Consider the following 12341-nt stretch of genomic DNA (forward strand, 5'->3'; position numbering starts at 1 on the left):
TCCATGTCTAATCAATACGGAGATAAGAATTTAAAGATTTTTTCTTTGAATTCGAATCCAGAGCTTGCAAAAGAAATCGCAGATATAGTTGGAGTTCAATTAGGGAAATGTTCTGTCACAAGATTTAGTGACGGGGAAGTCCAAATTAATATCGAAGAAAGTATTCGCGGATGTGATTGTTACATCATCCAGTCTACAAGTGACCCCGTTAACGAGCATATTATGGAACTGCTGATTATGGTAGATGCGTTAAAACGCGCTTCTGCAAAAACGATTAACATTGTTATTCCTTATTACGGTTATGCGCGTCAAGACAGAAAAGCAAGATCCCGTGAGCCAATCACAGCTAAACTTTTCGCTAACCTGCTTGAAACAGCCGGTGCGACTCGTGTGATTGCACTTGACCTGCATGCGCCGCAAATTCAAGGATTCTTTGATATACCGATTGACCACTTAATGGGTGTTCCGATTTTAGGAGAATATTTTGAAGGCAAAAATCTTGAAGATATCGTCATTGTTTCACCAGACCATGGCGGTGTGACACGTGCCCGCAAACTGGCTGACCGACTAAAAGCGCCAATTGCGATTATCGATAAACGCCGTCCGCGTCCAAACGTGGCGGAAGTCATGAATATTGTAGGTAACATCGAAGGGAAGACTGCTATCCTCATCGATGACATTATTGATACTGCAGGTACGATTACACTTGCTGCTAATGCGCTCGTTGAAAACGGAGCGAAAGAAGTATATGCATGCTGTACACACCCTGTACTATCAGGCCCTGCGGTTGAACGGATTAATAATTCAACAATTAAAGAGCTTGTTGTGACAAACAGCATCAAGCTTCCTGAAGAAAAGAAAATTGAACGCTTTAAGCAGCTTTCAGTCGGACCGCTTCTGGCCGAAGCGATTATTCGCGTTCATGAGCAGCAATCAGTCAGCTATCTGTTCAGCTAAACCATTTTTCGAGGTTTAAATCCTTATCGTTATGGGTATTGTTTGTAATAGGACAACTAAAACGACAATAGGATGGTGCTGAATATGGCAACTTTAACGGCAAAAGAAAGAACGGACTTTACTCGTTCGTCTCTTCGGAATATCCGTACTTCAGGACATGTTCCAGGTATCATATATGGGAAGGATACGGGCAACAAACCTGTGTCATTAGACAGTGTGGAGCTCATCAAAACGCTGAGGGACGAAGGCAAAAATGCAGTCATTACGCTTGAGGTCAGCGGAGAAAAACACTCCGTCATGGTAACAGACCTGCAGACGAACCCGCTGAAAAATGAAATCACTCATGCTGATTTTCAAGTAGTTAATATGAGTGAGGACATTGAAGTGGAAGTTCCGATTCATCTGACCGGAGAAGCCATTGGAGTGAAAAACGGAGGCGTACTGCAGCAGCCGTTATATGCACTTACTGTAAAGGCCAAGCCAAAAGCCATTCCGCAAACGATTGAGGCTGATATTTCAAGCCTCGATGTAAATGAAGTACTGACGATTGCAGATTTGCCTGCTGGCGGTGACTACTCCTTTAATCATGAATCAGATGAGGTTGTGGCTTCAATCCTTCCTCCGCAGCAGCAGGAAGCAGCTGAGGTCGATGAAGAGGAATCTGCCGATGCTCAGCCAGAAGGTGAAAACGAACAATAATAGCTTAAGGCGTAACCCTCCCGCGGTTACGTCTTTTGTGCTAGAATGAGAAGAATTATAGCCCGTTTATGAAGACGGGAGTTATGTGACTAAGGGAGGATTCGCCATGCTTGTGATTGCCGGTCTCGGAAACCCGGGGAAGAACTATGAAAACACACGGCATAATGTCGGATTTATGGTGATAGATCAGCTTGCAAAGGAATGGAATATAGAGCTGAATCAAAATAAATTTAACGGATTATACGGAACCGGATTTGTTTCTGGCAAAAAGGTTCTACTTGTTAAACCGCTTACATATATGAATTTATCAGGAGAATGTTTGCGGCCTTTAATGGACTACTATGATGTCGATAACGAAGATTTGACAGTCATTTACGACGACCTTGACCTTCCGACTGGCAAGATCCGTTTAAGAACGAAAGGAAGCGCCGGAGGGCACAATGGCATCAAATCACTGATCCAGCATCTTGGAACATCCGAGTTTGACCGTGTCCGCATCGGAATCGGCCGGCCTGTAAACGGCATGAAGGTCGTTGATTATGTGTTAGGCTCCTTTACCAAGGAGGAGGCACCTGAGATCGAAGAAGCGGTTGATAAATCTGTGAAGGCTTGTGAGGCTTCTTTGAGTAAACCGTTTTTAGAAGTCATGAACGAATTTAACGCAAAGGTATAAAATGTAACAACAAAGTCCATACTACACCAAAATGACTTTTTCATCAGGAGGTCCCTTGTATGGCTTTGCATTATTATTGTCGTCATTGCGGAGTGAAAGTAGGCAGTCTCGAATCTTCAATGGTATCGACAGACTCACTTGGATTTCAGCACTTAACAAATGAGGAAAGAAACGATATGATTTCTTATAAAGAAAATGGAGATGTCCATGTTTTGACGATATGTGAAGACTGCCAAGAGGCGCTTGACCGAAATCCGCATTACCACGAATATCACACATTTATTCAATAAAAAGCTTTGGTGTAGACACTAGACCAAAGCGTTTTTCTGTTCTCGCAGGAAACAGAGAGGAGGGGCCATATGGACAACATTCAAACCTTTATAAAAGAAAGCGATGACTTTAAATCCATCATCAACGGTTTACACGAGGGCCTGAAGGAACAGCTGCTCGCGGGTCTGTCGGGTTCCGCGCGTTCTGTTTTTACTTCTGCTCTGGCTAATGAAACGAATAAGCCTATCTTTCTCATCACCCATAACTTATATCAAGCCCAGAAAGTAACAGATGATCTGACTTCACTTCTAGAGGATCGGTCTGTCCTTTTGTACCCCGTCAATGAACTCATTTCATCAGAAATCGCAGTTGCAAGCCCTGAATTGCGGGCGCAGCGATTAGAAGTCATTAATAGACTAACGAATGGAGAAGCGCCAATTGTCGTTGCTCCGGTAGCTGCAATCAGAAGAATGCTGCCGCCTGTTGAGGTGTGGAAAAGCAGCCAGATGCTCATTCAAGTAGGCCATGATATTGAACCTGACCAGCTTGCCTCACGGCTGGTAGAGGTAGGGTATGAGCGGTCTGATATGGTTTCTGCGCCCGGGGAATTCAGTATTCGCGGGGGAATCATTGACATTTATCCGTTGACTTCAGAGAATCCGGTGAGAATTGAACTTTTTGACACCGAGGTGGATTCAATCCGCAGCTTTAATTCAGATGATCAGCGGTCAATTGAGACCCTTACCTCGATCAATATCGGTCCCGCGAAGGAATTAATTATCAGACCGGAAGAAAAAGCGCGGGCGATGGAGAAAATCGATAGTGGTCTTGCCGCGAGCTTGAAAAAATTAAAGGCTGACAAACAAAAAGAAATACTTCATGCGAATATTTCTCACGATAAAGAACGCTTGTCTGAAGGCCAGACAGATCAGGAGCTCGTGAAGTATCTCTCATATTTCTATGAAAAGCCTGCTAGTTTACTAGATTATACACCTGATAATACACTTCTGATTTTGGATGAAGTCAGTCGGATTCATGAGATGGAAGAACAGCTTCAAAAAGAAGAAGCGGAGTTTATAACAAATCTTCTTGAGGAAGGGAAGATTTTGCATGACATTCGTTTGTCATTCAGCTTCCAAAAAATAGTGGTTGAGCAAAAACGGCCTCTGCTGTACTACTCTTTATTTTTGCGGCATGTACACCATACGAGCCCGCAAAATATCGTCAATGTGTCAGGCCGGCAAATGCAGAGTTTCCATGGCCAAATGAACGTGCTTGCGGGCGAAATGGAGCGTTTTAAAAAATCAAATTTCACTGTTGTGTTCTTAGGAGCAAACAAGGAACGTACACAGAAATTGTCATCTGTTTTGGCTGATTATGATATCGAGGCTGCCATGACAGACAGCAAAAAAGCGCTTGTTCAGGGACAGGTCTATATCATGGAAGGCGAGCTCCAATCGGGATTTGAGCTGCCGTTAATGAAGCTTGCCGTTATTACGGAAGAAGAACTGTTCAAAAACCGTGTAAAGAAGAAGCCGCGAAAACAGAAGCTTACCAATGCAGAGCGCATCAAAAGCTATTCTGAGCTTCAAATTGGAGATTATGTCGTTCATATTAATCACGGGATCGGAAAATACCTGGGGATCGAAACTCTTGAAATCAACGGCATTCATAAAGACTATTTAAATATACATTATCAGGGCAGTGACAAGCTTTACGTCCCTGTAGAACAAATTGATCAGGTCCAAAAATATGTTGGCTCCGAAGGAAAAGAGCCAAAGCTGTATAAATTAGGCGGAAGTGAATGGAAGCGGGTCAAGAAAAAAGTAGAGACATCCGTTCAGGATATTGCTGACGACTTAATTAAGCTGTATGCCGAAAGAGAAGCGAGCAAGGGCTATGCGTTTTCTCCTGACCATGAGATGCAGCGTGAATTCGAATCGGCTTTCCCTTATCAAGAGACTGAGGATCAGCTCCGTTCGATTCACGAAATCAAAAAAGACATGGAAAGAGAACGTCCGATGGACCGCTTGCTGTGCGGAGATGTGGGCTACGGTAAAACAGAGGTTGCCATACGTGCCGCGTTTAAGGCGATCGGTGACGGAAAGCAGGTAGCTCTGCTCGTTCCGACAACCATTTTGGCACAGCAGCACTATGAAACCATAAAAGAGCGCTTCCAGGACTATCCGATTAATATCGGCCTTCTCAGTAGGTTCAGAACGCGAAAAGAAGCAAACGAAACAATCAAAGGGCTGAAAAACGGAACGGTTGATATCGTCATCGGGACGCATCGGCTGCTATCAAAGGATGTCGTGTATAAAGACTTAGGGCTCCTCATCATTGATGAAGAGCAGCGTTTCGGTGTAACCCATAAAGAAAAGATCAAGCAAATAAAAGCCAATGTTGATGTATTAACGTTAACAGCAACACCGATTCCGCGTACGCTGCATATGTCTATGCTTGGCGTAAGGGACCTTTCAGTCATCGAGACTCCGCCGGAAAATCGCTTCCCTGTACAGACGTATGTTGTGGAATATAACGGCGCTCTTGTCAGAGAGGCGATTGAACGTGAGCTTGCACGCGGAGGCCAGGTCTATTTCTTGTACAACCGGGTAGAGGACATTGAGCGGAAAGCGGATGAAATTTCAATGCTAGTCCCTGACGCGAAGGTAGCATATGCGCATGGGAAAATGACAGAAAATGAATTAGAAACCGTTATGCTAAGTTTCCTTGAAGGAGAATCAGACGTTCTCGTCAGCACAACCATTATCGAAACTGGCGTGGACATCCCGAACGTCAATACGCTGATCGTATTTGACGCCGACAAGATGGGACTTTCTCAGCTTTACCAGCTGCGGGGGCGTGTCGGCCGTTCTAACCGTGTGGCGTATGCGTACTTCACGTATCGCCGGGATAAAGTGCTGACAGAAGTGGCTGAAAAAAGGCTGCAGGCTATTAAAGAATTCACAGAGCTAGGTTCCGGTTTTAAAATCGCAATGCGTGACTTAACGATTCGCGGAGCCGGGAATCTTCTTGGTGCCCAGCAGCATGGCTTCATCGATTCGGTCGGATTTGACCTCTATTCACAAATGCTGAAGGAGGCCATTGAGGAGCGTAAAGGAGACACAGCGAAGACAGAGCAGTTTGAAACAGAAATTGATGTCGAGCTTGATGCGTATATTCCGGAAACTTATATTCAAGACGGCAAACAGAAAATTGATATGTATAAACGCTTCAGGTCTGTGGCGACAATCGAAGAGAAGAATGAGCTTCAAGATGAAATGATCGACCGCTTTGGAAACTATCCAAAAGAAGTCGAATACTTGTTTACTGTTGCAGAAATGAAGGTCTATGCGAGACAGGAACGCGTCGAGCTGATTAAGCAGGATAAAGATGCTGTCAGATTGACGATTTCTGAAGAAGCAAGTGCTGAAATTGACGGACAGAAGCTGTTTGAGCTTGGCAATCAATATGGCAGACAAATCGGACTGGGAATGGAAGGGAAAAAACTCAAAATCTCCATACAGACGAAAGGCCGTAGTGCTGATGAATGGCTCGACACCGTGCTGGGCATGCTGAAGGGCTTAAAAGATGTGAAAAAGCAAACCATTTCATCAACGTAAATTTTGTTACTCTCTGGTGTATATTACATTTGATGTGACGGATACTAATTTCAAGCGAGGCGGAAGGTACATAAAGTAACTGCTTTAGGTCTTTCCCACATGTATATACCATCAAATGAAAGAGAGGCACCAGAGATGAAAGCAACCGGTATCGTACGTCGTATTGATGACTTAGGTCGGGTCGTGATTCCTAAAGAAATTCGAAGAACTCTGAGAATCAGGGAAGGCGATCCGCTTGAGATTTTTGTAGATCGTGACGGAGAAGTGATTTTGAAAAAGTACTCTCCGATCAGTGAGCTTGGAGACTTTGCAAAGGAGTATGCAGACGCGCTTTACGACAGCCTCGGCCATTCAGTGCTGATTTGTGATCGTGATGTATATATTGCCGTGTCCGGCAGCTCCAAAAAAGATTACTTAAACAAGTCAATCAGTGAAATGCTGGAAAGAACAATGGATCAGCGCAGCTCCGTGCTTGAGAGTGATGCGAAATCAGTACAGCTTGTGAATGGAATTGATGAGGACATGAATTCTTATACTGTCGGCCCAATTGTGGCGAACGGTGATCCGATAGGTGCTGTGGTGATCTTTTCAAAAGATCAGACAATGGGCGAAGTAGAGCATAAAGCCGTTGAAACAGCAGCTGGATTTTTGGCTCGTCAAATGGAACAGTAGGTCTTATTCCTTTCTTCGAAAATAGGTATGTAAAGAACAGCTCTCCTTGGGACGCTGTTCTTTTTCATGCGTGCCGAAAAAGGTATCCAAGGGTTGGGATGTGGTATAATAACCTCGTTTTTATTTGTGCCGCGGTAATACGTGAACCGTATTGCCCCTGACGTTGGGAAGGAGCTTTTGGATGGACGATTCAATAGGCGTTAAACGGCATTGGATTTGGCAGGGGGCTTTTGTTTTAATTCTGGCAGGCGTCATCACAAAAATTTTAAGCGCTGTTTACAGAGTCCCGTTTCAAAATATTGTCGGCGATGTTGGATTTTATATATATCAGCAGGTATATCCCTTTCTTGGTATTGCGGTCATGCTGTCCACATCAGGATTTCCAGTCATTATTTCAAAGCTGATGAATGATTATAGTGAAAAAAATCATCACACCATATTAAAAATATCTGCGTTGTTTTTGTCTTTAATCGGTATTTTATTATTTCTTTGTTTATATCTGGGTGCTGTTCCTATTGCACTCTTTATGGGAGATTCGCATCTAGCCGTGTTAATTCAAGTGACCGCGTACGCGTTTCTGCTGTTCCCATTTGTCGCGTTGCTTAGAGGCGGTTTTCAGGGGCGGCACGAAATGCTCCCTTCAGCCTTATCACAGATGACAGAGCAGTTTCTGCGTGTTGCGGTGCTCTTGGGTTTATCATTTTGGCTCGTGAAAAAGGGAGCCTCGCTTTATACTGCGGGAGCGGCAGCCGCTTCAGGCTCTCTTGCCGGAAGTTTGGTTGCATTGATAATACTGGGGTTTTTTTGGTTCAAAACGAAAAGAGACAACCAAACGGATAGGCAAAACGAAAATGTCATCACAACAAAAGAATTGACGAAAAAACTGCTTTTATATTCGGTTACAATTTGTGTAAGCAGTTTGCTGCTTTTGTTTATCCAGCTTGTTGATGCTTTGAATTTATATGCATTGCTTTCAGGTGGTGAGGCAAGCGAAGAAGCAAAACGCCTGAAGGGGATCTATGATCGGGGACAACCGTTGCTGCAGCTCGGCTCAGTTTTTGCCGTAAGCATTGCGACGTCTCTCGTTCCGTATATTTCTATGGCTGTAAAAAACAAAGAGCTGAAGATCATGAAAGAAAAAATCACGTCATCTTTGAAACTATGCCTTGTGCTCGGTACAGGCGCATCGGCTGGGTTGATTTGCATTCTAAAGCCGGTAAATATCATGCTGTTTCAAAATGGAGAAGGGACAGGTGCGTTACAAGTATTTAGCTGCTCCATTTTGTTTGCATCCTTGGCGGTAACGGCAGCGGCAGTCTTACAGGGAGCGGGGTACACAGTTTTTCCTGCGATAGCGGTGGGCGCGGGTGTTGCAGTGAAATGGGTGTTAAACACACTTTTGGTTCCGCGCTATGGGATTGAAGGCGCATCGCTTGCGACAGCTGCTTCCTTTGCGGCTGTCGCCGGCCTTAACTTGTATCAGCTTCGGCAAAAGGAATGGCTCGATAAGCTTAGAGGCGTTTTGATTCCGATTATTGGATCTGCTCTTTTGATGTCAGCTGTTTTGCTTGCGTATACGCGTCTCTGGACTTTCTTGTTTCCTGCAACAGGAAGAGGAGCGGCTGTGATTGAGAGTCTTTCTGCTGTTGCCATTGGTGGCGCGGTGTTTATTTATTGTATGATGAGATTGGGAATATTTACAGATGAAGAGCTGAACAGTGTGCCATTCGGCAGCAAGTTAAGCAAATTCATGAGAAGGAGAGAACAAAATGGCGGGTAAAATTACAGTCGTCGGACTTGGTGCCGGAGACATGGACCAATTGACAATTGGTATACACAAGCTGCTGACGAAGGCAGATACGCTGTATGTCAGAACCAAGGATCATCCTTTAATTGAGGAGCTTGAAAAAGAAACGAAGAACATCCGTTTCTTTGATGATATATATGAGAAACATGATCAGTTCGAGGCGGTATATGAAGAAATTGCGGATACCCTCTTTGAAGCGGCGCGGCGTGAGGACGTGGTTTATGCTGTGCCGGGACATCCGTTTGTCGCAGAAAAAACAGTTCAGCTGCTGACGGAGCGGCAGGAAAAGGAAAACGTTCAAGTGAAAGTCGCGGGGGGACAAAGTTTCCTTGATGCTACATTCAATGCCTTGCAAATTGACCCGATTGAAGGTTTTCAATTTGTGGATGCCGGCACATTGTCCGCGGATGAGCTTGAGCTCAGACATCATCTGATCATATGTCAGGTTTACGACCAAATGACGGCTTCTGAAGTCAAGCTGACATTGATGGAGAAGCTGCCTGATGATTATGAGGTCGTCATTGTGACTGCAGCAGGCAGCCGTGGCGAGGAGATCAGGACAGTGCCATTATTTGAGCTGGACCGCAATGTCGCCTTGAACAACTTAACAAGTGTGTATATTCCGCCGATTAAAGAAGAGAAGCTGCTTTATCACGAATTCTCCACGTTCCGAAGCATCATCAGAGAGCTTCGCGGACCTAATGGATGTCCGTGGGATAAAAAGCAGACGCATCAGTCATTAAAGCAGTACATGATTGAAGAATGTTATGAGCTTCTCGAAGCTATTGACGAAGAAGACACAGACCATATGATCGAAGAGCTTGGCGACGTTTTGCTTCAGGTCTTGCTTCACGCACAAATTGGTGAAGATGAAGGTTATTTCACAATTGATGATGTCATAAAAGGAATCAGTGAAAAAATGGTCCGAAGACATCCCCATGTGTTTAAAGATGTTAAGGTTCAGGATGAAAACGATGTTTTGGCCAATTGGGAAGATATAAAAAAGGCCGAAAAAAATACGTCTGAATCATCGTTACTAGACAGCGTACCGAAAACCCTTCCAGCTCTTTCGAAAGCTGCTAAATTGCAGAAAAAAGCAGCGAAGGTCGGTTTTGACTGGGAAGACGTCAGCGATATTTGGGAAAAGGTAAGTGAGGAAATGAAGGAATTTTCTTCTGAGGTTTCTGAAGCTCCTCACGAACACAATCTTAAAGCTGAGTTTGGCGACATTTTGTTCGCGCTGGTGAATGTAGCCCGCTTCTACAAAATAGAGCCAGAGGAAGCGCTGACCATGACTAATGACAAATTCCGGAGACGGTTCTCGTACATTGAGGAAACAGCGAAGGAAAAGGGAGTCGAGCTGGCTGATATGTCCCTTGAGGACATGGACAAACTGTGGAATGAAGCAAAAGAAACTGAGAGGAGATCATAGATATGAGATTAGATAAATTTTTGAAAGTATCACGGCTGATCAAACGGCGTACACTAGCGAAGGAAGTAGCTGACCAAGGACGAATCTCTATTAACGGAAACCAAGCTAAAGCAAGCTCTGACGTAAAACCGGGAGATGAACTAACGGTCCGCTTCGGCCAAAAGCTTGTAACGGTTCAAGTTAATGAATTGAAAGACACGACGAAAAAAGAAGAAGCTGCAAACATGTACACGATTCTAAAAGAAGAAAAACTCGGCGAATAGGCTTGTTCTAAAAAAATCCCCTACCTCATACAATGCAGTAATAATGCTAAAAGTATCGAGGATATGGGGGCTGAATAGATGAATTCATATTATGATCAAAAAGGTTCTTCGTCTGTTCCGGAACAACATGATGTGACAATGAAAGGCCGGAAGCATTTAGATATTTCTGGGGTTAAGCATGTGGAGAGTTTTGATAACGAAGAATTCCTGCTGGAAACGGTGATGGGAATGCTCTCCGTCAGAGGCCAAAACCTGCAGATGAAAAATCTTGATGTGGAAAAAGGGATTGTTTCGATTAAAGGCAGGGTATTTGATTTAGTGTACTTAGACGAACAACAAGGGGATAAAGCTAAAGGTTTTTTTAGCAAGTTGTTTAAATGACGCTGACGACACAATTCTATACAATGCTGGCGATGTCCGGTATGGGTCTCTGGCTTGGTGCTTCGCTTGATACATACCGGCTCTTTGTCATTCGTGCCAAAACAGCCAGATGGCTATTATTTATTCATGATATTCTTTTCTGGATTGTGCAAGGGCTGCTTTTCTTTTATGTCTTGCTTCATGTAAATGAGGGAGAATTCAGGATTTACATCTTTTTAGCGGTTCTGCTGGGCGTTGCGACGTATCAGAGCCTTTGCAAACGAATCTATATAAAAATACTGAAATTCTTCATTTACCTTGTTGTTTCTGTTTATCAATTCTTCAAAAAACTCATTCAGCACGTGTTATTTCGTCCTATTGTATGGACATGCGGAGCGATCATCTGGCTGGCGGCATTTTTATTCAAGAAAACATACAGCCTGATAGGTTTTCTCCTGCTGTGTCTATATAAAATAGTCATGGTTCTGTGTTTTCCGATCCGTTTTATCGCGAAACAATGTTTGAAACTTCTTCCTGTGAAAATGCGTCTAACTTTTAGACGTTATTTTGAAAAAGGTGCAGGATTTCTCAAAAAGAAGAAGAAACTATTGATAACCATAAGAACGACCATTACACGGTTTTTGAAGAAATGAAAGGAGGACCGTCTGGTTTGAATTTTTCCAGGGAACGAACGATAACTGAAATACAAAACGACTATAAAGAACAAGTAGAACGGCAAAATCAGCTGAAGAAACGAAGACGCAAAGGGCTGTACAGACGGTTAACTGTATTCGGCGCCCTAGTATTCCTGACGGCAATTGTGCTGGCAAGCTCTGTCTGGTCTCAAACATCTTCCCTTAGTGCAAAAGAAGAAAAGAAAGAACAGCTTGAAAAAGAACTGAAAAGTTTAAAGACAAAACAAACGGATTTAAAAGAAGAAATATCCAAATTGAAGGATGAGGATTACGTCACAGAGCTTGCCAGAAGGGACTTATTCATGTCTGGGGACGGAGAAATTATCTTCAATGTGGAGAAGAAGAGCAAGTAGCCTTGTTGACACTTAAATTTTTATTTAGGTATAATTAAGCAAACGATCTTTTTATAAGCCTAAGGAGGAGCACTTTTTTTATGTCGATTGAAGTTGGCAGCAAGTTGCAAGGGAAAATTACAGGTATTACAAATTTTGGAGCATTTGTTGAATTGCCTGGAGGCTCAACCGGTCTCGTTCACATTAGTGAGGTAGCTGATAATTATGTCAAAGACATTAACGACCACTTAAAAGTCGGCGACCAAGTTGAAGTGAAAGTCATCAACGTTGAAAAAGACGGGAAAATTGGTTTATCTATTAAAAAAGCTAAAGACCGTCCGCAAGCCAGACCTAGAAATGATTTCCGTCCGAAAGAATCTTTTGAACAGAAAATGAATAAGTTTTTAAAAGACAGCGAAGATCGCTTGTCATCTTTAAAACGCAATACGGAATCAAAACGTGGAGGGCGCGGAGCAAGAAGAGGATAACTTGCTGCTTTCTATAAAATAAATGAAGCATCCGTTCATCCCGACGGATGCTTTTTTATTATCCTCATTC

At 43.5% G+C, this 12341-nt stretch carries 13 protein-coding genes; all 13 read left to right on the forward strand.

The window, feature by feature from the left end; all coding sequences use genetic code 11:
• Window positions 1–3 precede the first annotated feature (3 nt).
• The 13 genes from NSQ12_RS00315 to NSQ12_RS00375 all read left to right on the forward strand — a co-directional run bounded on the left by NSQ12_RS00315 (window position 4) and on the right by NSQ12_RS00375 (window position 12271).
• Window positions 4–957: a ribose-phosphate diphosphokinase gene (locus NSQ12_RS00315; protein ID WP_003218353.1), complete on the forward strand. Its 954-nt coding sequence runs from the start codon at window positions 4–6 to the stop codon at window positions 955–957.
• An 84-nt stretch (window positions 958–1041) separates the two neighbouring features.
• A complete protein-coding gene (locus NSQ12_RS00320; RefSeq protein ID WP_339175643.1) occupies window positions 1042–1656 on the forward strand; it encodes a 50S ribosomal protein L25/general stress protein Ctc in 615 nt (204 codons plus the stop codon).
• 106 nt (window positions 1657–1762) lie between these two features.
• Window positions 1763–2329 carry an aminoacyl-tRNA hydrolase gene (gene pth / locus NSQ12_RS00325; RefSeq protein WP_038428266.1) on the forward strand — a complete coding sequence of 189 codons (567 nt, stop codon included), beginning with the start codon at window positions 1763–1765 and terminating at the stop codon, window positions 2327–2329.
• Between the two features lie 59 nt (window positions 2330–2388).
• Window positions 2389–2619, forward strand: coding sequence for an anti-sigma-F factor Fin (fin, locus tag NSQ12_RS00330; protein ID WP_003243417.1), 231 nt, complete (start codon window positions 2389–2391; stop codon window positions 2617–2619).
• 69 nt (window positions 2620–2688) lie between these two features.
• Window positions 2689–6222, forward strand: a complete 3534-nt coding sequence (gene mfd / locus NSQ12_RS00335) for a transcription-repair coupling factor (RefSeq protein WP_327837928.1) — start codon at window positions 2689–2691, stop codon at window positions 6220–6222.
• 135 nt (window positions 6223–6357) lie between these two features.
• On the forward strand, window positions 6358–6894 hold the full coding sequence (spoVT, locus tag NSQ12_RS00340; protein ID WP_003218365.1) for a stage V sporulation protein T: 537 nt from the start codon (window positions 6358–6360) through the stop codon (window positions 6892–6894).
• A 181-nt stretch (window positions 6895–7075) separates the two neighbouring features.
• On the forward strand, window positions 7076–8674 hold the full coding sequence (locus NSQ12_RS00345; protein ID WP_339175647.1) for a polysaccharide biosynthesis protein: 1599 nt from the start codon (window positions 7076–7078) through the stop codon (window positions 8672–8674).
• Entirely contained in the window at window positions 8664–10133 is a 1470-nt protein-coding gene (gene mazG, locus NSQ12_RS00350; RefSeq protein ID WP_326225555.1) for a nucleoside triphosphate pyrophosphohydrolase, read from the forward strand. The genes NSQ12_RS00345 and mazG overlap by 11 nt, the downstream gene beginning before the upstream one ends.
• 2 nt (window positions 10134–10135) lie before the next feature.
• Window positions 10136–10396, forward strand: coding sequence for a S4 domain-containing protein (locus NSQ12_RS00355; RefSeq protein WP_003226716.1), 261 nt, complete (start codon window positions 10136–10138; stop codon window positions 10394–10396).
• Between the two features lie 78 nt (window positions 10397–10474).
• Entirely contained in the window at window positions 10475–10777 is a 303-nt protein-coding gene (gene yabP / locus NSQ12_RS00360) for a sporulation protein YabP (protein ID WP_003226714.1), read from the forward strand.
• Window positions 10774–11409, forward strand: coding sequence for a spore cortex biosynthesis protein YabQ (gene yabQ / locus NSQ12_RS00365; RefSeq protein WP_021479720.1), 636 nt, complete (start codon window positions 10774–10776; stop codon window positions 11407–11409). Before yabP ends, yabQ begins: the two co-directional genes overlap by 4 nt.
• A 17-nt stretch (window positions 11410–11426) precedes the next feature.
• Entirely contained in the window at window positions 11427–11804 is a 378-nt protein-coding gene (divIC, locus tag NSQ12_RS00370; protein ID WP_003243211.1) for a cell division protein DivIC, read from the forward strand.
• Between the two features lie 80 nt (window positions 11805–11884).
• Window positions 11885–12271: a S1 domain-containing RNA-binding protein gene (locus NSQ12_RS00375; protein WP_003218379.1), complete on the forward strand. Its 387-nt coding sequence runs from the start codon at window positions 11885–11887 to the stop codon at window positions 12269–12271.
• Window positions 12272–12341 lie beyond the last annotated feature (70 nt).

The sequence above is a fragment of the Bacillus sp. PS95 genome, from assembly GCF_037963565.1.
Lineage (GTDB): Bacteria > Bacillota > Bacilli > Bacillales > Bacillaceae > Bacillus > Bacillus subtilis.